Origin of the sequence: Secundilactobacillus collinoides DSM 20515 = JCM 1123, from assembly GCF_001435975.1 — a bacterium.
GTDB lineage: Bacteria > Bacillota > Bacilli > Lactobacillales > Lactobacillaceae > Secundilactobacillus > Secundilactobacillus collinoides.
This window is the reverse complement of sequence record NZ_AYYR01000013.1, coordinates 58,711-83,536: the sequence shown is the minus strand read 5'-3', so window position 1 is coordinate 83,536 and position 24,826 is coordinate 58,711. Positions and strand designations below refer to the sequence as shown.

Below are 24,826 nucleotides of genomic sequence, written 5' to 3'. Positions count from 1 at the left end.
AATGTAATCTTCAATTCTCTCGATGTTATTCTGCGTACTGACTCAGATAATCCCACCGGGCCATTTTGTCGTCCAGTTCTTTGTCCGTGGCTTCAAAATCGGTTTGCAATGAGGCTAATTTATCATAGTTGTCACCATTTTGCGTCATTTGCGACTCCAAATCAGCCTTTTTGGTTTCAAGTGCGTCAATTTCGTCTTCGATTGTTGCCCACTCCTGTTGCTCCTTGTAAGTCAGCTTCGTTTTTTCCTTCTTGACGGGTTCGCTCGGCTGGTCGTCAACGGGCTTCACTGGTTTTGCTTTTTTGGAAACGGCCGCGGTGCTGGTGGCAGCCGTTTGTTGCTGTGCCAGGTAATCCGTAAACAGGCCGCTGTACGATTCAATCTTGGCGTCTCCGTCGAAAAATAACAGTTTGTCCGCGACTTTATCCAGGAAGTACCGATCATGGGAAACCGTAATGACGGTCCCATTGAAGTGCTTGACATAGTCCTCCAAAACTGTCAGCGTGCCAATATCCAAATCGTTGGTGGGTTCGTCTAAGAACAGCACGTTTGGCTGTTCCATCAACAGTTTCAGCAGGTACAGGCGCCGTTTTTCGCCCCCTGAAAGCTTCCGGATCAGCGTCCCGTGCATAAACCGTGGAAACAGGAACTGCTCCAGTAATTCTGAAACAGAGATCTTGTTACCGGATTTATCGGTGACGTTGTGGCCGACTTCGCTCAGATAGTTGATGATCCGCTTGTCGTCAGGAATCGGCTCCGTTTGTTGCGTATAGTACGCCATTTTGACCGTCTCGCCAATGATGAGCGTGCCAGAGTCCAACGGTAACCGGTCCGCCATTACGTTCAGCAGTGACGATTTACCGGCGCCATTCTCACCTGAGATACCGATCCGGTCACCCGCCTGAACCAACAGGCTGAAATCATTGAGAATACGGTGATCGCCGAGTGTGAGGTTGGCGTGCTGGAGTTCGATGACCTGCTTGCCAAGTCGGGTCTGCCCGAGGTCGATCGAGACATCGTGTTCAGTCGGTGTTGTCCCAAGGTTACTTTCGAGGTCATTAAACCGGTTGATTCGAGCCTGCTGCTTCGTTGACCGCGCGTGGGCACCGGCTTTCATCCAAGCCAGTTCTTGTTTGTACAATTGTTGCTGTTTGTGGTCTTGTGAGGCTTCCATCTCGACCCGTTCCGCCTTTTGGCCAACAAAGTCCTGGTAGTTGCCGTCGTAATTAAATAACCGGCCAAATGATAATTCCCAGATGTGGTTAGCAACCTGATCCAGAAAATACCTGTCATGGGTAACGACCAGCAAAGCACCCTTATAGTTTGCCAGATAATTTTGCAGCCAATCAATGGAGTCAAAATCCAAATGGTTGGTCGGTTCGTCCAGCAACAGCAAATCTGGTGATTGAATCAAGACCTGCGCCAGACCAACCCGTTTTTGCTGACCCCCGGACATGGTCCCTATTTTTTGGGTCAGATCTGTGATATGCAACTGGGTCAAAATCGTTTTAACGTCGCTTTCAGCCGTCCAGGCGTCCGCTTCGTTCATTTGTGCTTCAGCCGCCATGTACTTCTTTTGCAGTTCCGGGTTTTCGGGATCATTGCTGTAAGCTGCTAAGGTATCCTCATAGTACCGGATGACCTTAAAAACTTTCTGCGACCCTGAAAATACCGCGTCCATGACGGTTTGGTCTGCATTCAATTCAGGAATTTGCTTCAAGTAGGCGATGCTGTAATCGTTTGGCGTAATAATGTCGCCGTGGTATTGTGCGAGGCCGGCGAGCGTGTTCAGCAACGATGTTTTTCCACTCCCGTTAGTCCCGATCAGACCGATTCGGTCATGTTCGTTGATAATGAAACTAATTTTGTCAAATAACGTTTTTTCACCGTATGTTCGCGTTAAATTTTCAGCTCGTAATGTCTGCATGATGTCACGCTTTCTTAATTATATTTAGGATGATGCTAATTCAAGGGCTGTTTTCGTGAGTTGTGCCGCGTCGTTTGGCAGGTTACCTGTGGCAACGCGATACTCAAGTTCGTTTAATAATTTACCCAGGATCGGCCCTGGTTTAATGCCTGCCGTCATGAGTGACTGCCCCGTAACGGCCAGCTCCTTCTTGGATTTAATGGCAAGACCCTGATATTGTGCTACCAGTTGCGCCGTGTCACGTGTTGCCAGCCCCATGGTAGTCGCCGCTTGATTGGCGATGGGAATTAACGTTTCCCCCGTTTGATACAGTGTCCAATCATCAAGACTGTCGTTTTGAATTGCCGTGACCATCGCAACAGCTGTCCGGACAGCATCAATCAAATGATTCGCGCTCTTCCAATGCTTGAGAAATTGGTCGATCTGGCGGCCCTGCAGCCCAAATTCGGTGCAAATCAGCGTCCAAACGGCCGTTTCATCCCCAGCTGACGCAGTGAGTGTCGTTGCTAGTGACTGCAGCGCTGACAACCGGTCCTTAAAATCAGGACAGTACTGGTAGAGTCCGGTATCGAGGAAAATTTGCAATCCCTTAGCGGGCCAGTTTCCCTGCAGCATTTTCACGAACTCAACGTGAATTCGCTCCACCGCGATTTTCTCTAACAGCGGACCATGATGGGTAATGCCCTGAATCGTGTCGGAATCAATATCAAAGTCGAGCTGACTCGCGAACCGCACAGCACGCATCATGCGCAAGGCGTCTTCATTGAATCGCTCATCGGCGTTGCCCACTGCGCGAATGCGTTTTGCCTGTAAATCATCAAGGCCATGAAAATAGTCAACGATCGTCCCATTACTGCGCAGTGCCAGTGCATTGATCGTAAAGTCGCGACGCTTCAAGTCCTCCTGTAATGACCGCACGAACGTCACCGAATCTGGCCGCCGGTAGTCTTGATACCCCGATTCAGTTCTAAATGTTGTCGTTTCGTAACCGGTGCCGTGGTCCAAAATCATGACGGTGCCGTGTTCGATACCCGTGTCTACGGTGCGTTTAAAGAGTTGCTTCACCTCTTGCGGATAGGCGCTGGTGGCAATGTCGACATCGTGGATCGGCAACCCCAATAACGTGTCGCGGACCGACCCACCTACAAAGTATGCTTCATACCCCGCCGCATCAATGGTGTCAATAATCGGCTGCGCCTTGATAAATTCTTCTGGTAATGTTTCAATTCTCATGTTCGATCTACCCTTTCAAAGTCCTAACTATAGTACCATATTTTAACGGGTCGCCTAAACAGGGAATATCATTTTTCACGAACCGGAAGCGCTTTATCTTTTGCAAAATCGTTGCTATCATACACACGCTAATAGATGAATATGCTATGATGAATAAGAAGTTTCATCGCAATTAAGGGGGTGCACTATGGTAAATAAACCTGAAGAACGCATTCGGCCGCTGGATCTCTTGATGATTGGCATTGGGTGTGCCGGTTACGCTTTTGCGCTGGTGTTCGTCAACATCGCCAACAATTTAGCTGATGGCGGGATTAGCGGGATCACGCTGATCCTGCGGGCGCTGTTTAAGATCAACCCCGCCTACTCAACAATCATCATCAACATTCCGCTGATTTTGATCGGCTACCGGTATCTAGGCCGGCGCGCCATTGTTTATACGTTATATGGTACCGTGATGCTGTCCGCCTTTTTGTGGATCTGGCAGCGGGTACCATTTGTCCTGCCGCTGCACCATGATCTCTTTTTGGCTGGGATGGCTGCGGGTCTAATTGGCGGTGCCGGCAGCGGTCTGTTATATCGATACGGCGGTACGACAGGTGGTACGGATATCGTTGCCCGAATTCTTGAGCGGTTCCGCGGCATACCAATGGGCCAAACACTGCTGTGGTTGGACGTTGTTGTTCTATGCGCATCATTAATTTACATCGATATTCGGCACATGGCCTACACGATTTTATGTTCCTATGTTTTCTCGCGGATCGTCAACTTCATCCTAAGCGGGACATACTCAGCCAAGGGCGTCCTCATTGTCAGTAACGCGACAAACGAGATCACGGACGAGGTCATGAGTTCGCTGGGCCGCGGGGTCAGCATTTTGCACGGCGAAGGCGGCTATTCACATAAGAACCGTCCCGTGCTCTACATTGTGGTCAGTCCAGGCGAGTTGCATGACCTGCAAATGATTGTCAGCGACTTGGACGAAAATGCCTTTATGACCATTTTTGACGTGAATGAGGCCATTGGTGAAGGGTTCACCTACCAGCGGCCGAAACGCACGTGGTTTAAACACTCCTAGTGGGTGTTTTTTTTTTGATTTTTTGGTTATTAGGTTAAAGTAACTTATTATTATAAATAACTGCGCAATAAAAAAGAACTACGGCCACTGTCGTAATTCTTTTATGACCTAATAGTCGTCTTCTTGCAGTTCTTCCAGCATCAGTGCCATCTCTGAATCATCTGGCACGACTTTCAGGTAAGCTTGCAGCAGTTTAATCGTTTCCTCACGCTGCCCCGCTTCTCTGAAGAAGTAAACGGCCGGTTTCAGGAAATCAGCCTGATCCATAAAGTATGGCTCGGCTGCCTGATAAAATTTCATTGCCTGATCGTAATTTTCCAAATGATCATACGCGTTGGCCAAATTCCAGTAGATCTGCGGGTCCACGTTATCAGCCTTCACGTAATCCGTTAAGAAGTCGACCGTGTCTTGATAGCGTTCTTGTTTGATATACAGGTTTGATAGTTTAATCACAATATCGAGGTCTTCAGCGTCGAGTTCGTTCCCCTTTTTCAAGTACTTTTCCGTCAGCTTCTCGTCTGCCGTTCGGGCCGCAATATCGGCCGCGTATGACCACAGCTTTTCGTTATACTGGTCAACTCCCAGACCTTCTTGTAACGTTGTCAGCGCCCCATCCAAACGGTTTTCGTTAACCAGTGCTTGGCCTAACGGAATGTACAAGCTCGTGTACTGCGAATCAGAATCCTTCAACTCACTTAGCAGTTGAATGGCCATCTTGTTATCCTTCAGCTGTAAGTATGTGAAACCGGTCTCAAACTTCACGTCTGGGGTCATATCACCAGGATGCACCTGCTTGAGATAACCAATTGCTTGTTCAAACCGGCCGGCGTTGGCGTACGCCACACCGATCCGTTCCACTAGGTTCACAGAACTGAATTCAGGAATCCCCTGCTTGATCAAATCAAGATACAGCGGAATAGCTTTTGTAAACTCACGCATGGTGAAGTAAAGTTCAGCCAACGCAAAAATAATGGCTGGTTCTTCGGGTGCCAACGTCTGTGCTTGAAGCAATTTTTGCTCGCTAACTTCAAATAATTCCTGCGTTTGATAAAGATCCGCCGCGACCATGAGGGCACGCACGTACGCCTCCGAGTCTTCACTCACTTGATTGAGGTAATCAAGTGCCTCATCGTTTTTATCTTCGTCAATGGCGATATCAGCTAAGTTGACCCGAATATCGTTTTCTTCTGGGTACCGATCAAGTAATTTTTCATAAATACGTCTGGATTGATTTAAAAATCCTAGCGTATAAAGTTCCTCTGCTAAATTATAAAGTGTATCGTCGTCATCGTGGCGTAACGCGCTGGCATAAGCCTTTTTAAACTTGTCTAACTGGCCACGATCCAGTTGGTCTAACGCTTCTTCTGAGTAGCTCATGGGCCGCCTCCATTATTAAATTCCGTACCTACTAACATAGCATAGATTGAGGGTAATGGGCAACTTTGACGCTTTGAGTGAGGGCTTTGTGATTTTTAATTTAAGTTAAAGTAACTTTTTATTATTTCTTTTGAGCCGTTATCGTTTACTGATACTTGCGTTGGTTGCTATCAGTATCTTAATCAACCTGATTAGGAGTTTGATGGTTTTTATTTCAAGCCAAAATTGGTTTTTTTGCGCTTGGATGAGACTTTGCAACAGTTTTATCCTGATTTAACGTCCTTTAAACTAGTCTGGGCTGCTACCATGCCTTTGGAGCTTTTTCCGACAAAGGCCCCTTCCTCATCCCGCACTCCTGTCCTCGAGCCTAATTGGGCTGCAGAAGGGCAAAAGGTTGCACACAAGTCAACTCTGACCCTGTTCCGTACTATGTTTTTGCTGTTTCTTTTCTCAAAGGCTCCTTCCTCATCCCGCACTCCTGTCCTCGAGCCTAATCGGGCTGCAGAAGGGCAAAAGGTTGCACACAAGTCAACTCTGCCATAAACGCCAAGCCCGGGCGTTTATGGCAGAGTTGACTTGTGCTCCACCTTTTAAACGCCCTTCTTCCGCACCATAAAAAAAACCAACCCGACTAATCGGATTGGCTCACTGTTTAATAAAATGAATTATTTAACAGCATCCTTCAAAGCTTTACCAGGCTTGAATGCTGGTACTTTGCTTGCAGGAATTTGGATTTCGTCGCCCGTTTGTGGGTTGCGACCCTTACGAGCTGCCCGTTCGCGAACTTCGAAGTTACCAAAGCCGATCAATTGAACCTTTTCGCCCTTAGCCAAAGTTGCTTGAACTGAATCAAATACTGCATCAACTGCAGCAGTTGCGTCCTTCTTAGTTAAACCGGTTGCTGCTGCAACATCGTTAACAAGTTGTGCTTTGTTTGCCATGAATGATTCACCTCCTCGGATGAATTATGATGAGTACAAATTTATCTCATCTAGTCGACACCAGAATTTGAAATCGACTATTGAAATAATAACGGCTCTCCGCATCATTTCTGTTTCTAAGATAGCACAGAAAACCTATAACAGCAAGGTTTTTTAACGTTTATAAGTGAATTTCAACGCATTTTATCTAATTTTGTAATATTTGAATAAAATTTAGCTAAAAAATGACGAAAAACGCGACATAACGGCATTTTTCGTCATTTTTATCTTGACAACAGAAACTACTTCCTGTGTCGTTCAATTAAGTGAATCGGTGTTCCGGTAAAGTCAAAATGTTCTCGGATTTGGTTCTCCAAATAACGCTCATATGAAAAATGCATTAGATCCGGATCGTTTACGAAAACGACAAAAGTTGGCGGCGCCACAGCCACCTGCGTGGCATAAAAAATCCGTAAACGTCGACCATTGTCAGTTGGCGTTGGATTCATAGCAACGGCATCCATCAAAACATCGTTCAGCGTTGACGACTGAATGCGTTTATTGTGGTTGACCGAAACCTTCTTGATCAGCGCTGGCAGTTCGTTAAGGCGTTGATGAGTCTTTGCAGACACAAACAGCATCGGGGCGTACGCCAAGTACTGGAACTCTTCACGCACGTGGATCTCAAAGTCATGGAGACTCTGGTTGTTCTTCTTGATGGTATCCCACTTGTTGACTAAGATAATGATTCCTCGGCCCGCTTCATGGGCGTAACCGGCAACTTTTTTATCCTGTTCGCGAATGCCTTCTTCAGCGTTCAGCACAAACAGTACCACGTCAGAATTATCGATGGCTTTCATTGCGCGCATCACACTGTAACGTTCGGTATTTTCGTAAACTTTGCCGCGTTTTCTGATCCCAGCCGTATCAACCATGGTAAATTCGTCACCGTTGTCGGTCACAAACTTCGTGTCGATGGCGTCTCGAGTCGTCCCAGCAATTTCTGAAACAATCACGCGATCTTCACCCAGCAAGGCGTTGACCAGGGACGACTTCCCAACGTTTGGCCGCCCAATCAGGCTAAACCGGGTACTGGTATCATCAACGTCACCAGTTTCGTCAGGAAAGGCTTTGACCACGGCATCCAGCAAATCACCCAAGCCAAGCCCGTGAGCCCCGGAAATCGGGTACGGGTCGCCGAACCCAAGTGAATAAAAGTCGTAAATATCTTGTCGTTGTTCCGGATTATCAGCCTTGTTGACCGCTAAAATTACCGGTTTGTTGGCACGGTATAAAATCTGAGCCACTTTTTCGTCAGAGTCGGTCACACCTTCGCGGGCGCTCACGACAAAAACAATCACATCAGCCTCATCAATGGCCACTTCGGCCTGTTCGGTGATCTGCTTTAAAAATGGTTCGTCACCGACATCGATCCCACCAGTATCGATCATACTGAAGGTGTTGCTTAACCAGTCACCATGCGCGTAGATTCGATCCCGAGTCACCCCGGGAGTGTCTTCGACAATTGAGATCCGGTCCCCGGCAATACGGTTAAAGATAGTGGATTTACCCACGTTTGGCCGGCCAACAATGGCCACAGTTGGCATACTCATAGTTGTTCCCTTCTTTCAAACATAAAATCGGTTCCAAAAACAAAACAGGCTAGGGCGAATCACCTTCGTCCCAACCTGTTTTGATGTCCTTAATAATAAACCAGGACTAGTCTTTATCTGAATCAGAATCTGAATTTTGAGCGTTCTTTAATTGGTCACCAATCAGGTCACCTAATGTAAAGCCGGCGTCATCATCGTCAGTAGAAACAACGTTTTGACGGTTGTTGTTACTGTTGTTATTGTTTTGACGACGAGGAGCTGATTGCTTCTTCTCAGGTTCGCTAGATGCTGGCTTTTCTTTCAAAGCTTTGATTGATAAGGCTAACCGGTGAGCTTCTGGGTGTACTTCCAGAACTTTGACGTTAACCTTTTCGCCAGTTGATAACACATCATTAGGTGTAGCAATGTGTTCGTGAGCGATTTGGGAAATGTGAACCAAACCTTCAACACCAGGGAAGACTTCAACAAAGGCACCGAAGCTAGTCAAACGCTTAACAGTTCCTTCAAGAACAGCGCCTTCAGGAGCTTTTTCTTCGATACCATCCCATGGTTCTGGTAAGGTTTGCTTGATTGAAAGTGAAATCCGGTCACGGTCTGGGTCAACTGAAAGGACCTTAACCTTAACTTCTTGGCCAGTCTTCAAAACGTCTGAAGGCTTGTCAACACGTTCGTAGGCAATTTCAGAAACGTGGACCAACCCATCAACGCCGCCTAAGTCAACAAAGGCACCGAAGTTGGTCAAACGCGCAACAGTCCCTGTAACGGTGTCGCCGGCCTTGATAGTAGCCAGAACTTCGTCACGCTTAGCAGCCTTTTCTTCTTCAACGATAGCACGGTGAGAAAGAATCAGACGGTTTTCACTTGGTTCAATTTCGATAATCTTAAAGGTCAATGTTTGACCCTTAAACTGGTTGAGATCTTCAACGAAGTGATCACTGATCATTGAAGCGGGTACGAAGCCACGAACACCAGCATCAACAACTAAGCCGCCCTTAACCACTTGGGTAACAGGGGCATCAATTGTTTCACCAGCTTCGAACTTCTTTTGGATTTCATCCCATACTTTACGGGCTTCCAAACGACGAACTGAGAGTAAGTAGCTGCCGCCTTCCTTATCGTTACCGATCCGGGAAATGACGACTAAGTCTAACTTATCCCCAACCTTAACGACATCATTAATATCAGCAACTGGCTTAGTAGACAGTTCCTTTTGTGGAACGACTCCTTCAATACCAGTACCTTCGATACCAACGATTGCTTGCTTATCATCGTCAATGGCTAACACTTCACCCTTGACCACATCACCGATATTAACGGTCTCGATGCTGTTTAAAGCATTTAATAAATCGTTGTTCTCATTTGCATTGTTTTCACTCATACGAACTTTTCCTCCTTGCGACAACTCTAATGTCAATTTTAACCGAAAATGGTCAATAATACCAGTAGGTTGACGCGATTAATTCGATTTCTCGACATTTTGCTCAATTATAGCACTAATCTTATCAACCACATCATCAATCGACAATGAAGTTGTATCTAATTTAACGGCATCCGCAGCCTGCGTCAGCGGTGAGATTTTCCGGGTCGAATCTTTATGGTCTCTGATTTCGATTTCTTCCCGTAGCACATCGATCGGTGTGTGAATACCCTTTTCGGCGTTATCCTTAAACCGCCGCTGAGCCCGTTCTTCAACACTTGCCACAAGGAAGATCTTAACCTGCGCATCGGGCAGCACGGTGGTGCCGATATCACGCCCATCCATGACGATACCGCCAGCGTCTGCAATCTCCCGCTGCCGATTTGTCAGATCCGTTCGAACCGTGCCCTGTGCGGCCGTGGTAGAAACGTTGTTCGTTACGTCTTCTTGGCGAATTGCAGCCGTCACATCCGTCCCATCAAGAAAGACTAATTGTTCGGGATCTCCCGGTTTAAAAGTAATTTCCGTATGTTTCAGCATGTCAGCCAGGGCGGCTGGATCATCCAGCGCAACCCCCTGCTGCATTGCCTTTAACGTGACTGTCCGGTACATGGCACCGGTGTCACAGTAAATGTATTGAAACCGTTTGGCAATCTTTTTCGCAACCGTACTTTTCCCAGCCGAAGCCGGGCCGTCTATTGCAACTTGCAACCCTTTGTTTCCCATTATTCTTACTCACCTACATTAGAAATTTATTTAACACGCAATTTTTGGCCTGGCGTCAAAGTTGAATTTGCCGACAGACCATTTAGTTCCTCTAACTTTGCAACGGAGATCCCGTTATTCACAGCGACCCGGTACATCCCCTGACCAGAGCCAACGGTAGCGTATTCCTTGCTGCTGGACTTAGTCGAAGAACTGCTGCTCTTCGCGGTGCTTGACGTACTTGATGAGTCAGCATAACTGGTCGTTGACGATGACGCTGCGGTTGCTGTGCTGCTCGAAGCCGCCGTGGTAGTAGAAGACGTCTCCTTCGAACTGGTCTTAGTTTTAGAAGAGGCCTTTTTCGAAGATGTCTTAGTCTTGTCACTAGACGCCTTCTTAGAAGAAGCGTGACTCGACTTGGTTGATTTTTGGCTTGTCAGACTCGTTTCGTTGTCGGAAGCCGGTTTGTTCATCGCACTTTGTCGTGCTAAGCCGTAAATTAAAGACCCCACGGCAATTATAATAATAATTGCAACTAAAATTATGGTGATCAAACGGTTGTTGTGGTTTTGGCGGTGTCGCTTGGTTCGCGAGAGATTACCTGAATCGTCCCGGTCATCCGCAAAGGATTGGTCCCAGGGTTGGGTTTCAGGTTTATTTTCGGTTGAATGCCCATCATTTTTTTGACCCATTGATTTCCCTCCTCAAAAAGGTTCATTACGAATTGTACCATACCCTAAATTAATTTTGGTTATTTTTTCCGTAAAAATAGCTGATCCATAACGGTCTGCCACCCGGATAGCCCCACATTTTCCGGTGGTTGCGCAGTCGACTCAAGTCCCAGTTCGGCAATGGTCGTTCCCGGTGTATCGCTGGTACAGCACTGTTCCGGCTGGGTCATGTGCGCCTGACCGAAGTAGCCGGTGATAAACCGCCGCTTGCAATTCTCCGTTCGCACGTAACGCAGCATTTGCTGCAGCGCACCAGTCCGCTGAGCAGCCCGTTTTTTGAACAACTCCAGAACTTGAGCCTCGCTCATGGCGTGGCGTTTGTAAAACCACACGAGGTTGGCCTTGGGGTCCTTGTCGTATTCCGACAGCTGTTTTTGTTGAAAGTAGAAGTGAACCTCCTCATCCGTCGGAATACTGCCCTGACTGAGAAAATCAGCAATCTGCTCATCACCAGGCTGGTATAGCAGGATCGCAATACTCTGCGCTCCATCCCGACCAGCGCGGCCGACCTCCTGCCAGTAGCTTTCGATATCAACTGGCAGGTGGTAGTGAATCACAAACCGGACATCGTTTTTATCAATGCCCATGCCAAACGCACTGGTGGCGCAAACCACCTGGATCTGGTTGGCCATAAACTGCTGCTGGATCTTGAACCGGCTCTCGTCTTCCAGGTCCGCGTGGTAGGCGGCAGCCCGACAGGCTGTTTGGTCGTTGATGAGGGCCGCCATTTCGTTGGCGAGCTTCTTGCTCGAAAAGTAGACAACGCCAGGTTTGACGAGCTGGCTGACCAGGGCAATTAACCGCTGCTGTTTTTCCGCGGTACCCGCCACCGTTTCGACCTGCAAATAAATATTGGGCCGGTCGATCGGCTGCGTCACTACACTGGCGGCCGGCAAACGCATCCGTCGTTTAATATCCTTTTTAACCCGCGGGGTGGCAGTTGCCGTTAACATCAAGGTCAGCGGCGCGCCCAGCTGTTCGCGAGTCTGCCCCAGCAGGAGGTATTCCGGGCGAAAATCCGGCCCCCACGTTGAAATACAGTGCGCCTCATCGACCACAAACAGGCCAACCTTCTGTTGCTGCAACTGGGCCATGACCCGCTCCTGAGTCAGCATTTCCGGCGACACAAACAGGTACCGGTACTTGTTCAAATGGGTCAGGGTCCAAGCCTTTTCGCTGTAACTCATCATGGAGGTCAGCGCGGTCACACGTTTTTCACCGTGGTAGTTCATGGATGCCACCTGGTCTTGCATTAGGGCAATCAGTGGTGAAACGATCACTACCAGCTGCTGGGTCACCTGACCATATAGTTCATAAATAAGGGATTTCCCCGCACCGGTCGGCATGATCGACAGCACATCCTGACCCGTAGCCAGCGCCGTCAGGGTTTCCAACTGTCCCGGTCGAAAGCTTTCGAAACCGTAGCGCTGTTTTAACTGTTGATAAAAGGTGGTTTCTGCAATCATACTTGCTTACTCCTTAAAATAGCGTACAGTCGAAACTGCCAAAATTCAATGTCGAGATCACTGACAGTGTCGTACTGCCAGTCGTCGATAGCCCCCGTAAGACGCGTCTGAAACGTGCGCTGCAAGTCAGCCGGTAACAGCCGGTCGTACGGGAGCGCCGAGACGGGCAGAAAAATTGCCGCTTCAAGTAAGTGTTCCCGCACGGTACTTGGTTTGAGCTTGCGCTGGTGGCTGATCTGATCAAACGACTGTCCGCGTTGAAACGCAGTCAGGGTCGCCATGGCACTGTCGCTGACGGGCGACTGCTGCAGGTCATGCATCAACAGTCTTAAGACGTGCTGGTCATCTTCAAGCACTTGTTCAGCCAGCTGGCAAAGCGCATCCGTCTGCATCAATTGCCCGGTCGTTGCGGACAACTCAGTCTGAGCTGCCAGCTGACTGAGTGTGTACCCCGGCGTATTATGCCCCGTCAGCAGGTGGCTGAACAAATCGGCAGCCGGCTCGGGTTGTGTTTTAAAAAACGTGATCAAAGCATCTGGCAGCCTGGTAGTCACGTCAGACTTATTGGCACTGAACCACCGCTTGATAGCTTGTTTGTCCCGGTAGTCCGCCCGCAGCGGGTAGTACTGTCGGTTGTGATAACTATACTCAGAAACCACTTGAACCGCGAGCAACAGGCGCTGCCAAAAGTGAGGAATGTCAACGGTCAGCCGAATTCCCAATGCCTTAGGCTGATATTGTCGACTCAGATTTGCTTGGCGTAATGTGATCCCAGACGGCGTCAAGCTTGCTTGCAGGTCCGTAACTGTAACGAGTCCCTTAGCAGCCGCGTCGTTCACCGCAGTTTCCATCTCCTGACGGGTCAGATGTTTTTGGTACCCCAGCCAGTCAAGCAGGCCGTAACGCATCCCCCAGTACAGCGTCGAGACTGACCGTTTGCCGACCAGCAAGTTTTCAATAACTCGGATTCGACGTGGGCTGGTTGGCGATAACAATTGAATAAGTTGCGTTTCGTTCACTGCGAGGTTCCTTTCTTAATGACGTTTTAGGGAATTGCTAGAAACTACGTCTTTTTTGTGCTAACTGGGGTTTATGTAGATGATGTTTTGATGAAAAGCTGGTAACTTAATACACAAAATAGGCATTTATTTGCCACTATGGTTCAGTGATAGTCACTGAACCGCTCTAACGAACAAGCTAGCTCGCCCGGAAAAAGCGGTTGAACAGGCGGGCACCGGGACCATCACGTGATCGTTAAAAACTGCAAAATGCCTTCAACCGTCATGTACATTTTCCCACACACTAAAAAAACTGTCTAGCAACCTAGACAGTTTCCATCAAATCCTTAATAACCTTTATCAAACTATGAGATCAACGTTGAATGCTGGCTCAAGAAATGTTTCATCCGGTCCACCACAATTGCGAAGACCACGCCGACCAGCACACCCTTGATCAGGTTGAATGGAACGACCCCAAACAATACCAGCTTTGCAAGTGGCATGGTAATCTTCATCCCTAAAACAGAGATGTAAAGCGGCGTTAAAATAAAGTAGTTCAGCAGACCCATGACCACGCTCAGACTGATTGTACTTGCAAGAATGCTCCAGATCAACCGGGTCCAAAGCTTCTTACCTTGAGTGTGCTTGAGGACAGCTGCAATCGGTAACAGTAAACTCATGGATGAGATAAATGAAGCCACGATTCCAATCAAGTTCGCCACATCAACACCGGTCAGCAACCAGTACAGCAAACTCTTAATGGCCGCGATCAAAATCCCACCGGCCGGTCCAAACATGATCATCCCAAGTAAGATCGGGATATCTGAAAAATCGACCTTCAGATACGAAACAAATGGCAGAATCGGGAATGAGATAAACATTAACAAGAATGAAATTCCCGCAAATAATGACATAATAACGACCTGACGAATACTAAACGTTGCACTGTGTTCCATCACAAATTCCTCCTGGATGGTCACCTTCACAATTCAAGGGACACGCAAGACCAAATAAAAAACCGAATCAGACTTCTCAGGGAGAAGAACGATTCGGTTTCACATTTATAGTCATGTGATCCCAATCTTCTATATACCAGACTTTAACTGTCGGTTTCGGAATTTCACCGAATCAACTACCATAACGGTAGGTCGCGGACTTTAACCACCGGTCGGGAATTGCACCCTGCCCTGAAGATGAACCAAATTTATTTAATTCTTAAAATTAGTATAAGTGCTGATTGTCACAAATGCAAGGATTTTATCGTTTCTGGCGTTTGGCAATCAGTTTTTTGAGTTCCTTGACTTCTTCTGGGGTCAGATGCCGGTAATCGCCCGGCTGCATCCCCTGCAGGTCTAAGAAGGCATAAGTTTCACGTTTCAGTTTCATCACGGAGTGTCCCACGGCTTGAAACATTTTTTTAACCTGGTGGTTCTGGCCTTCATGAATGGTCAGTGCCACAATGGCCGTCTTTTTCTTGTCATCACTGGACATGAGTTTCGACTTGGCAGGCGCGGTCATCCGACCGTCGATCTTAACACCCTTCCGCAGCTGTTTAAGTTCGTCGTTGGTTGGAATCCCCTGAACTTTGGCCACGTATTTCTTATCGACTTCGTACTTCGGGTGGGTCAGTTCGTTGGCTAACGTGCCATCGTTGGTCAATAACAGTAACCCAGTCGTGTCGTAGTCTAATCGGCCCACAGGATAGACCCGTTCGGAGATTTTACTGTCCAATAAATCAATGACAGTCTTTCGTTTTTTATCATCGTGCACGGTTGAAACGACCTGTCGCGGCTTGTATAGCAGCAGGTAAACCGGCATTTCAATTTCAACAGGTTCGCCGTCCACTTCGATATGGTCATGCTTGGCGACTTTGACGCCAAGTTCTGTAACGACCGCGCCGTTGACCTTGACACGGCCGCTGGTGATCAGGGCCTCAGAACCCCGGCGGGAGGCAACCCCCGCGTGTGCTAATACTTTTTGTAGTCTATCCATTGGTTTGATCGTCCTCCACGTTAAACTGATCGTTGAATTGTTTCATAAACAAGTTGCTTTCAGCCGGTTTGTCTTCTTGAGCTTCCGGCAGCGGCGGCATGTCCGCCAACTGTTTCAAGCCGAAGTAATCCAGAAAGTAGTTGGTCGTTCCGTAAAGTTTCGGACGGCCCGGCCCCTTCTTTCGGCCAGTCTCCGTTACCAGTTGCCGCAATAGCAGTTTATTCAAGGTCCCAGAGCTCTGGACACCACGGACTTCATCGATCTCGATTCTCGTGATCGGCTGCTGGTAGGCGATGATGGCTAACACCTCCAGCGAGGCCTGCGACAGCCCCGTTGAGTTTGGTGCCTCAAAGTAGTTGCTGACCACATTGGCCAGTTCTCCCTTGGTACCTAAGCGTACGGTATCGTTGTTAGCCAGGATCACCAGTGCGCTGTCGGCATCGTCGGTATACTTTTGATTGAGTTTGCCCAGCAGCTGGTTCACGGCAGGTACCATAAGGCCGGTCAAACCGGCAAGTTCCTTAATGGTCAGCCCCTCGTCACCGCTGACGAATAGCAACCCTTCAATTTCTTGTAGCTTTGTCATTTGCTGTCACCCAACTTTGCTTTTTTTACGGTGATGGGAAGCACGCGATTGGGCTGGTCAAGCGTGACTTCGTGCTGTTTTGTCATTTCTAAAAGGGCCAGAAAAGTGGTCACCACTTCATCACGGTTCGGTTTCGGGTCAAAGAATTGTTTAAACGATATCGCGACTTTCGTCTTCCGCAGGCGAAAACGAATCTTTGACATCTGAGCTTTGACCGTGTAGCGTTCGCCGTCGATCATCCGCAGCGGCATGGCCGGCTCGCGCTGTTTATCCATCAGGTCGATCAGGGCCTGTTGCACCTGGTCAAAGGTGATCCCCGGCTTGAGCTTTCCCAGCCGGACGTTTGCTGGCACGTCAGCTTCCGGCCGTGTATAGAACCGCTGCTGATCCTGTTGACGTTGCTTAAACCACTTGGCAGCTTCCTTATACCGCTGATACGTGACCAATTGTTCCACCAGTGCCGCCTGCATTTCTTCCAGTGATGGTTCATCATCGTCAGCGTCATCGTCAGTCTGTTGCGGCAGCAGCAGTTTCGCCTTCATCTTCATTAGGGTGGCGGCCATCACAAAGTAGTCGCCGGCCACGTCCAGTTGATGGTCCTGCATTTGCCGCAAGGCCGTCATGTACTGGTCGGTGATCTCGACAATGGGGATGTCATAGATGTCGATGGACGCCGACTTGATCAAGTGCAGCAGCAGATCCAACGGGCCCTCAAAGTTTTGAATGTGAATGACCGGTTGATTATCCATGTGTCTGCTCCCATTCTGCGATGTACTTCGTAGTATTCAGCGTTCCCATGATACGCGCATCGGGATACATATCCGATAATTCGTCAAGGATCCCGTTGATCTGCCCTGTGTTTCGCGTCGATGGGGTCAGCGCGATCAACCGAACGATCACAAAAGCATCGCGTTCTTCAATGCCGATAATGCCCGAAAAATCCTGGTTCGCATCCCGCCACAACAATAGTTGACGGTGCTCACCGTGCTGGTACCACTGCAGTTCAGCCTGCAGACGGTCGATTTGTTTAAGCGTTGGCACAAAGGATAGGAGTCCCATGGCCACTTTTTCGTAATCACTGCGATATTTTAGTAACACACCGTTCCCTCCTGTCCCAATTGTCTACGCCCGCGGATGGGCCTTCTTATACACTTCAGTCAGCCGTTTCCGGGTGATGTGCGTATAGATCTGCGTTGTCGAAATGTCCGAGTGCCCCAATAGTTCTTGAACGATCCGCAAATCGGCGCCGTTTTCCAAAATATGCGTCGCAAACGAATGCCGCAGCGTATGCGGTGTCACGTGCTTGCGAATGCCCGCGAGGCTGACGTACTGCTGAATCTTCTGCCAGATACTCTGGCGGCTCAGACCGCTGCCGTGCGCGTTTAAAAACACGTAGGGCGACTGCCGTTGTTTCAATAAAACAGGGCGGCTCTTTTCCAAATAGGTATCCAGCCACTGAATGGCCACGTCACCGATGGGAATGATTCGTTCTTTGTTTCCCTTCCCCAGGGTTTGGATCAGCCCCATATCCAGATGCAGATCCGCGAGTTTGAGATGCACCAGTTCGCTGACCCGCAACCCGGTGGCGTACATGACTTCAAGAATCGCCCGGTCTCGAATACCGTACTTGTTACCGGTATCCGGGGCGTCCAAAAGTGCGTCCACTTCGTCAACGGTCAACACTTGCGGCAGATACTGCCCCTGTTTTGGTGCTTTGATCTCGGCCATCGGATCCACCGTTAACTGGTCATTTTGTACCAGATACTGGAAAAATCGGCGGAGTGTTGAAACCGCTCGTGTCACCGTTCGCCGTGATTTACCGGCTTCCTTCAGCGTGTTGAGGTAGTTCAGAATCGTCAGTTGGTCCACCTGTTTGAGTGTCAGTTGCTGATCATCCAGGTAGGCGCTGAATGCTTTCAAGTCTTGGTGATAACTGCTGATGGTGTTGGCCGTCAGTCCCCGTTCAATTTGTAAATAGTGCAGATAGTCTGCGATGACGTTCTGCATCCCGCATCAGTCCTTGTTAATCTTTGGTATTGTGATCATCTTTTGTGTCGTCATTATTTTCCAGCCACAGGTAGCCATCGTGCTGAATGGCTAACCGGGCCTTCATCAAATGACCAACGGCCCGCTTGAACTGCCCCTTGCTGATGCCAAAGTACGCTTTAATATCATCGGGGTCGCTCTTGTCGGTAAACGCAATTTTACCTTCCGGCGCATGTTGCAGCGTTGCCAAGACCATCTTTGAATCATCATCAATGGCCTCGTAAGCGCGTGGCCGCAATGAAAGTTTTAACGTGCCATCCGGGTACGTGCCAATGACCCGGGCGTCCAATTGTTGACCCAGACGCGGTTCTTGGTCACGTTCCGTTGGGTTAATGAAACCTAAGTTATAGTCGTCTGAAATGACCATGGTTCCAGCAAGTTTCAACCGGTACGCAGTCACGTGAATATCCTTGTTGTTAAGGCCCTTCTTAGCAGGTTGCGCAATGGCGCGAAACAGGTTTTCGTCAGCCAAATCGCCCCACATACGGCCTTTTTTATCAGTTTTAATGCCCATAAACAAACGGTCGCCCTTTTGCGGCCACAGCGCTGGCATTTCTGGCAGATCATCCAGTGACACAACGATATCCTTGTTGAGCAACCCGATGTTCACGAAGACGCCCAGACCATGCTGGCCCTTAACCACTTCACCGAAACCGTAGTGGTCCACCTGGATCTTCGGGGCTTCCCGGGTGATCTGCAGTTTGTGGTTTTCGTTTTCGTAGGCGTAACCTTTGAAATGGCTGCCGATCTTCAACGGTTTTTGGATCTCTCGTTTATCCAGTCGGAATGCCCGGCCATCGACTGACACGAAATACTGCTTATCATTTTCGTCAGTGACCTCGCCGCCAATAATACGGCCAAGCAACCCGCTTAATTCATTCTCCATTTTAGTATCTCCGTTCATTTTCATAGGTAATTCCATTCTACACAAGTTTACCCCAAAAGGCGACGCATTTTCACGTAGTAACCGCTACCAAGTGAGAAAAAACGGGTTTTCTGCCTTTTCTTACCTGATTGTTGGCAAAAATACGGAATCTGATTGGCCATCTTCCGCTGCGGCATTTCCTACAGCATTTGTGCGTATTTTTTAAACAAGCGTTGCCCAAGAAAAAGTGAACCGAAGCCGTTTATCAAATGGCTCACTGGAATCGGTTCATTGTCTCGCTGATCAAGAAGATTAGGTGAAAATAAGCTGCGCACCAGCGTTGATTAAAGGACAATAGGCGGCTGATATGAGGCAAAAACATCGTTAACGTAATAAAAAAGAAGCAAGCCCACAGTGGACTTGCTTCTTTGATTGTTAAGAATTAAAGATCTTAAAGTGCGTTTGAAGCACCGTGGTAAACGACACCGCGACGTGAGTCGACAGTGATCAATTCGCCATCAGAGATCTTGTCAGTAGCAGATTCAGCGCCAACGATAACTGGGATCCCCATTGAGATACCAACTACGGCTGCGTGTGAAGTCAAGCCACCGTTTTCAACGATGATTGCGCTGGCTTTTTCGATAGCTGGCAAGTAATCCTTGTCAGTGTTCTTAGTAACCAAAACGCTGCCTTCAGTAGTCTTGCTGTTAGCTTCGTCAGCTGACGTAGCAACAACGGCCTTACCAATAACAGTGTCATCACCGACGCCTTGGCCGCGAACAAGCTTTGAACCGATCAATTGAACCTTCATCAGGTTAGTTGTACCGCGTTCGCCAACGGGAACACCGGCAGTGATCAAGATCAAGTCGCCTTCCTTAGCTAAGCCGGTTTCAACGGCTTTAGCAGCAGCCAAGTCAAACATTTCATCAGTGTTAGCTGGCTTTTCAGCAACGATTGGGTAAACACCAAAGTTAACCATCAAACCGCGACGAGTCCGGTCATCAAAAGTGATGGCCAGGATGTCTGCGTCTGGACGGTACTTGCTGATCATCCGAGCGGTGTAACCTGATTCAGTAGCTGCAACGATGGTCTTCACGCCCAAAGTCTTAGCAACACGGGCAACTGAAGCACCAATGGATTCAGTAACGTCACCGGTCTGGAAGTCCATGTTGTCAGTACCGAAGTCCTTCAATGCGTTTTCAGCCTTGATATCGATCCGGTTCATCGTAGCAACGGATTCAACTGGGTATTCACCGTTAGCTGATTCACCAGAAAGCATGGTTGCGTCAGTACCGTCAAACACGGCGTTAGCAACGTCAGAAGCTTCGGCACGAGTAGGACGTGGGTTTTCTTGCATTGAGTCCAACATTTGGGTAGCGGTGATAACCGGCTTGCCTAAAATGTTACACTTGCGAATCAAGCTCTTTTGTACCAAAGGCACATTTTCAGCTGGAATTTCAACACCCATGTCACCACGAGCGACCATCAAACCATCAGAAACCTTGATGATATCGTCAAAGTTGTCGATACCTTCTTGTGATTCGATCTTAGGGAAGATTTGGACGTGTTCCATGTGCTTTTCTTCCAAAAGTTCGCGAATGTCCATAACATCTTGTGGCTTACGAACAAATGAAGCTGCGATAAAGTTGATTTCGTGATTCAAACCGAAACGAATGTCATCGGCATCCTTTTCAGTGATCCCTGGTAAGTTGATTGAAACGCCAGGTGCGTTAACACCCTTACGTGAACCAAGCACACCATTGTTTTGGACAGTAACAACTAATTCTTTAGTTGCATCGTCTTTCTTGTCAACTACAGTGTCTAACAGACCATCATCGAACAAGACGTGGCCGCCTTCGTTAACGTCATCGTAGAGACCTGGATAAGTGACAGCGATCTTGTCCTTGTCACCTTCAATAGAGTCATCCATAGAGATCCGGAAAGTATCACCAGTGCTGAATGAGATCTTGCCGTCCTTTTGAACGGTCGTCCGGATTTCAGCACCCTTGGTATCCAACATGATACCAACAGTCTTACCTGTGATTTTTTCTGCTTCGTGAACATTGGTTAAACGACCTAAATGTTCTTCATGGTCACCGTGGGAAAAGTTGAACCGGAAAATGTTAGCGCCGGCTTCAATCAACTTCACAATAGTATCGACATCGGTACTAGCAGGGCCAAGTGTACTTACGATCTTGACTTTCTTCATAAGAAAAATCTCTCCTTTGGATTTTAAGACTGGCGCTCACGTGAACAATTCACTAGAGACAAAGCACCAGCACAATTTGGATTCCGAAAGTTATTCTAACACTTTTCAAAATTATTGTCTGCGTCTAATTTCGGATTTTACATGAATTTGAGTGTTAAAGCGTTTTCATTGCTCTTACATTGCGTTTCTTATTTTGTAAATTAGTTTTTTCTTTGAAATACAACATTTTGTTCACCTAGTAACAAGACCAAATCATGATGCACCTGATCACCCTCACCCGGCCAGTACTGTTTCGCCAGTACCCGTTTACTGTCGTCCTTAAGCCGGTACAAAATCACCGGAACCTTCCCGGAATGCGTCCTTAACAAGGCAAACAGCTTGGCAGTCAGCTCAGGTGTGTCGTGCGCCTGGTCGAGACGCAGGAACCAGCGCGGTGCCGGCGGCAGTTCATTGCTGCTGCCCTGCTGTTGAGCCGGTTGCTGGATCTGACGCGCATCCTGCAGGTTATTCGCAACGACCTGCAGTCCGCCGCGGTTCGTCTCGGCTTTGCCAGTGACGAACACCACGATTTCCTTATCTAGCCACTCGCTGACCCGGCGGTAGAGGTTCGGAAAAACGGTGAGACTGATTTCACCGGTCAGATCCGATCCCGTCACGAAGGCCATTTGGTCACCGCGCTTGGTGCGGATCGTGCGGACTTTTGTGATATAAACCAGTAGATTTACCTGCTGGTCAGCAGCCAGATCACCAATCGACACCGTGTTGCGGGCGATGGCCAGGTCATGATATTGCTCGACCGGATGGCCAGATAAATAAGCCCCCAGATACTCGTTTTCTTTTGCGAGTTTCTCACTCAGGGACAAGTCAGGCTGGTGCTGGATCTTTGGCGCGAGTGCTTCAAACAAGTCCAGGTTGTCGCCGCTCAGTTCCACGCTGCTCAAAAATTCCGGCAGACTGGCAATCATTTCCGCCCGGTTGTTGCCAAACTGGTCAAAGGCCCCGGCGTAGATCAACCCGTCAATCAGGTCTTCCTTGAGCCACTTCTTATCCAACCGGACCAGAAACTGGTGCAGTGATTTAAACGGCCCCTGTTCTTGCCGTTCATCAAGGATCGCCTGCAGAAAGTCCCGCCGCATCCCCTTGATGGACGCCAAACCAAACCGAATCCCCGCCTTAGTCAGCCTGAAGTAAGCGGAACTGGCGTTGATGTCCGGCGGCAGAATGGCGACCTGATGGCGCTTTGCTTCCATTAAGTAGAGTTTGGTCTTGGCCGTATTGTTCAGCACGGAGTTCAGCAGCGAGGCAAAGAACGCTCCCGGAAAATGCACCTTAAGGTACGCCAGTTCGAAGGCCATCTTGCTGTAGGCCACCGCGTGTGAGCGGTTAAACCCGTAGTTGGCAAACCGGTCGATATAGTTATACGTCTGCTCAGCAGCAGCTTGCGGGTACCCCTTTGCTGCCGCGCCGTCCAAGAACTTCTTTTGCATGGTGTCCATGGTGGCCTTTTTCTTCTTACTCATGGCCCGTCGCAGCAAATCGGCTTGGCCAAGGCTGAAACCGCCCATGACCGAGGCAACCTGCATGACCTGCTCCTGGTAAACCAGAATACCATAGGTCGGCGCCAGAATCGGCTTTAACGAGTCATCCGGATACGTGACCGGCTCCTGGTTAAAGCGCCGTTTAATAAAGTGGTCGATGTTTTCCATCGGGCCCGGCCGGTATAACGCGTTGACGGCCGCTATCAGCTCAAACGAGTCCGGTTTCAGTCGTCGAAGCACGTTTTTAATACCAGCAGATTCGAACTGAAAAACCCCGTTTGTATCGCCGTTTTGAAACAACTTAAGCGTTGCTTGATCATTCAGGTTGACCTGGCTGATACGCAGCGGTTTACCGTACTGTTTTTGAATCATGCCCAGAGCTGCCGCCATCAGTGACAGGTTCCGCAGCCCCAGAAAGTCCATTTTCAGCAGGCCGACTTGTTCAACGTAATCCTTGGTATACTGCGTCATCAGCATGGTTTCCGACCCGTTTTGCACCGGCACGATGTTGGTCAGCGGCTGGTCGGATAAAACGACCCCGGCCGCGTGGGTGGAGTAGTGCCGCGGCAGCCCTTCCAGTTTCTCAGCCGTTTCAAACAACAGCTTATTGAGGCTGGAATCCGCCACCAGGTTCTGCAGCGGCTGCGATTGTTTGAACGCATCCTTTAGCGAAATGTGCAGCAGGTTAGGAATCGTGGCACTCCATTCACTAAGCTCATACGGGCGCAAGCCGAATACCCGGCCCACGTCACGAAGCGCCTGCTTGGTAGCGAGCGTCCCAAAAGTGATGATCTGCCCCACCCGTTCATGGACGTACTGGTCGTGGACGTACTGCAGGACTTCCTCCCGGCGGTTATCCGGAATATCCAGGTCAATATCTGGCATCTGTGCCCGTTCTTCGTTCAGAAATCGTTCAAACAGCAGCGCGTACTGAATCGGATCCACATCGGTAATGCCCAAGCTATAGGCCACCAGCGAACCGGCAGCGGACCCCCGGCCGGGTCCAGTCGTGATGTTGGCCTTTTTTGTAAACTGCATGACGTCCCAGACAATCAGAAAGTAATCATCAAAACCCATCCGGTCAATGACATCTAATTCATGATTCAAGCGGTCCCAGTACGGTTTTGGTTCACTGATCTTATTGGTTGCCAGCCGCTGTTTCAACCCGGTTTCGCACTGCGTCCGCAGATAGTCTTTCGACGGCAGCTGGTCCGGGGTCTCAAAGTGGGGCAATTGCGGGTGCTGAAAGCGCAACTGAACTTGGCAGGCAGCCGCAACTGTCTCAGTCATGTCAGCCGCGGCCTGTAACCCAACTTGCTGGTATTCCTGACTGAACGCATCGGCTGACTTCAACCAGAACTGACCGGTCTTCTGCTGTGCGTCTGCCAGGTTGCTGATCGTGGTGCCATCCTTGATGGCTTCCAAGACGCTGACTGCAAACCGGTCATCGGCGTTGAGATATTGAACCGTGGGCAGTGCCACGATCGACGTCCGTAAATCGGCCGCCGTTTTACTCAGCAGCTGCCGGTACGCAGCCGACTGGTCCGCGCTCACGCCAAGCAGCACGCTATTGTCGTCCGTGGCCGCCTTGAGGGTCGTCAAATAGTCGCTGACCGCCTGCTGATTACCCTGATTGAGCCAGTACACAGCTTCGCCGTTGGTCGGTCCGACCACCATCAAATGTGTCATGTAGGGCTTGATATCGGCCAGCGTCAGCGTCTGGTCGCCGGTCAGCCGCTGGTGCAGCGACGACAGCATCATTAAATGCTGATACCCGGTCAGATCCTTGGCTAAGAAAATCAGCGGAAACTGCTGGTCGCTGGCCAGGATGCCGTCCAGGGTCAGCGTCAATCCGATAACGGGTTGAATGCCCGCCTGCTGACAGGCCTGATAAAACTCAACGGTGCCATACATCACGTTATTTTCGGTCAGCGCCAGCGCTTTATAGCCGCGTTCAACCGCCGTGGTGACTAATGTTTTGAGCTCAATTGTACTTTGGAGCAGACTGTAGCTGCTGATAACATGTAACGGCACAAAGCCCATTTTTAACCACCCTTTCTTCTCCAATCAGTATACCAAACATTCGTTTTCTAGTCATTTTCCAATTGCTTTTTTAAGCGATTGTGCT

At 49.0% G+C, this 24,826-nt stretch carries 20 protein-coding genes and 1 riboswitch; of the genes, 1 reads left to right on the top strand and 19 read right to left on the bottom strand.

All coding sequences use genetic code 11. The annotated features are described in order from the left end of the window. Window positions 1-25: 25 nt before the first annotated feature. Window positions 26-1,927 (bottom strand): ABC-F family ATP-binding cassette domain-containing protein, encoded by a 1,902-nt coding sequence (locus tag FC82_RS02875; RefSeq protein ID WP_056996160.1) that lies wholly within the window; start codon window positions 1,925-1,927, stop codon window positions 26-28. Between the two features lie 24 nt (window positions 1,928-1,951). After that, window positions 1,952-3,160 (bottom strand): CCA tRNA nucleotidyltransferase, encoded by a 1,209-nt coding sequence (locus FC82_RS02870; RefSeq protein ID WP_056996159.1) that lies wholly within the window; start codon window positions 3,158-3,160, stop codon window positions 1,952-1,954. A gap of 187 nt (window positions 3,161-3,347) precedes the next feature. On the opposite strand from FC82_RS02870, the gene FC82_RS02865 reads away from it, so the two are divergent. Beyond that, window positions 3,348-4,235, top strand: coding sequence for a YitT family protein (locus FC82_RS02865; RefSeq protein WP_054758672.1), 888 nt, complete (start codon window positions 3,348-3,350; stop codon window positions 4,233-4,235). Between the two features lie 108 nt (window positions 4,236-4,343). Here FC82_RS02865 and FC82_RS02860 read toward each other — a convergent pair whose 3' ends face one another. The 17 genes from FC82_RS02860 to dnaE all read right to left on the bottom strand — a co-directional run bounded on the left by FC82_RS02860 (window position 4,344) and on the right by dnaE (window position 24,741). Continuing rightward, the gene (locus FC82_RS02860) at window positions 4,344-5,612 is read right to left on the bottom strand and encodes a tetratricopeptide repeat protein (protein ID WP_056996158.1); all 1,269 of its coding nucleotides are present in this window, start codon (window positions 5,610-5,612) and stop codon (window positions 4,344-4,346) included. 665 nt (window positions 5,613-6,277) lie between these two features. Next, window positions 6,278-6,553 carry an HU family DNA-binding protein gene (locus FC82_RS02850; protein ID WP_054702092.1) on the bottom strand — a complete coding sequence of 92 codons (276 nt, stop codon included), beginning with the start codon at window positions 6,551-6,553 and terminating at the stop codon, window positions 6,278-6,280. 281 nt (window positions 6,554-6,834) lie between these two features. After that, the gene (der, locus tag FC82_RS02845) at window positions 6,835-8,145 is read right to left on the bottom strand and encodes a ribosome biogenesis GTPase Der (protein WP_056996156.1); all 1,311 of its coding nucleotides are present in this window, start codon (window positions 8,143-8,145) and stop codon (window positions 6,835-6,837) included. A gap of 106 nt (window positions 8,146-8,251) precedes the next feature. After that, entirely contained in the window at window positions 8,252-9,523 is a 1,272-nt protein-coding gene (gene rpsA / locus FC82_RS02840; protein WP_056996155.1) for a 30S ribosomal protein S1, read from the bottom strand. A gap of 78 nt (window positions 9,524-9,601) precedes the next feature. Beyond that, a complete protein-coding gene (gene cmk, locus FC82_RS02835; protein WP_054758675.1) occupies window positions 9,602-10,288 on the bottom strand; it encodes a (d)CMP kinase in 687 nt (228 codons plus the stop codon). A 26-nt stretch (window positions 10,289-10,314) separates the two neighbouring features. Next, the gene (locus tag FC82_RS02830) at window positions 10,315-10,959 is read right to left on the bottom strand and encodes a LysM peptidoglycan-binding domain-containing protein (protein WP_056996154.1); all 645 of its coding nucleotides are present in this window, start codon (window positions 10,957-10,959) and stop codon (window positions 10,315-10,317) included. Window positions 10,960-11,018: 59 nt separating this feature from the next. After that, window positions 11,019-12,464, bottom strand: coding sequence for a RecQ family ATP-dependent DNA helicase (locus tag FC82_RS02825; protein WP_056996153.1), 1,446 nt, complete (start codon window positions 12,462-12,464; stop codon window positions 11,019-11,021). Continuing rightward, window positions 12,461-13,483 (bottom strand): helix-turn-helix domain-containing protein, encoded by a 1,023-nt coding sequence (locus FC82_RS02820; RefSeq protein WP_056996152.1) that lies wholly within the window; start codon window positions 13,481-13,483, stop codon window positions 12,461-12,463. The genes FC82_RS02825 and FC82_RS02820 overlap by 4 nt, the downstream gene beginning before the upstream one ends. 344 nt (window positions 13,484-13,827) lie before the next feature. Beyond that, window positions 13,828-14,418 carry an ECF transporter S component gene (locus FC82_RS02815; protein ID WP_054758684.1) on the bottom strand — a complete coding sequence of 197 codons (591 nt, stop codon included), beginning with the start codon at window positions 14,416-14,418 and terminating at the stop codon, window positions 13,828-13,830. 120 nt (window positions 14,419-14,538) lie between these two features. Continuing rightward, window positions 14,539-14,661, bottom strand: a riboswitch (FMN riboswitch). Window positions 14,662-14,719: 58 nt separating this feature from the next. Further along, window positions 14,720-15,454, bottom strand: coding sequence for a pseudouridine synthase (locus tag FC82_RS02810; protein ID WP_056996151.1), 735 nt, complete (start codon window positions 15,452-15,454; stop codon window positions 14,720-14,722). Continuing rightward, entirely contained in the window at window positions 15,447-16,040 is a 594-nt protein-coding gene (gene scpB / locus FC82_RS02805; protein ID WP_054758686.1) for an SMC-Scp complex subunit ScpB, read from the bottom strand. Before scpB ends, FC82_RS02810 begins: the two co-directional genes overlap by 8 nt. Further along, window positions 16,037-16,789: a segregation and condensation protein A gene (locus FC82_RS02800; protein ID WP_054758688.1), complete on the bottom strand. Its 753-nt coding sequence runs from the start codon at window positions 16,787-16,789 to the stop codon at window positions 16,037-16,039. Before FC82_RS02800 ends, scpB begins: the two co-directional genes overlap by 4 nt. Then, window positions 16,782-17,138, bottom strand: coding sequence for a hypothetical protein (locus FC82_RS02795; protein WP_056996150.1), 357 nt, complete (start codon window positions 17,136-17,138; stop codon window positions 16,782-16,784). Before FC82_RS02795 ends, FC82_RS02800 begins: the two co-directional genes overlap by 8 nt. Before the next feature lie 24 nt (window positions 17,139-17,162). Further along, window positions 17,163-18,047: a site-specific tyrosine recombinase XerD gene (gene xerD / locus FC82_RS02790; protein ID WP_054758691.1), complete on the bottom strand. Its 885-nt coding sequence runs from the start codon at window positions 18,045-18,047 to the stop codon at window positions 17,163-17,165. A 16-nt stretch (window positions 18,048-18,063) separates the two neighbouring features. Continuing rightward, on the bottom strand, window positions 18,064-18,972 hold the full coding sequence (locus FC82_RS02785) for a CvfB family protein (protein WP_056996149.1): 909 nt from the start codon (window positions 18,970-18,972) through the stop codon (window positions 18,064-18,066). Between the two features lie 430 nt (window positions 18,973-19,402). After that, window positions 19,403-21,160, bottom strand: a complete 1,758-nt coding sequence (gene pyk, locus FC82_RS02780; RefSeq protein WP_056996148.1) for a pyruvate kinase — start codon at window positions 21,158-21,160, stop codon at window positions 19,403-19,405. A gap of 200 nt (window positions 21,161-21,360) precedes the next feature. After that, on the bottom strand, window positions 21,361-24,741 hold the full coding sequence (gene dnaE / locus FC82_RS02775; RefSeq protein ID WP_056996147.1) for a DNA polymerase III subunit alpha: 3,381 nt from the start codon (window positions 24,739-24,741) through the stop codon (window positions 21,361-21,363). Window positions 24,742-24,826 lie beyond the last annotated feature (85 nt).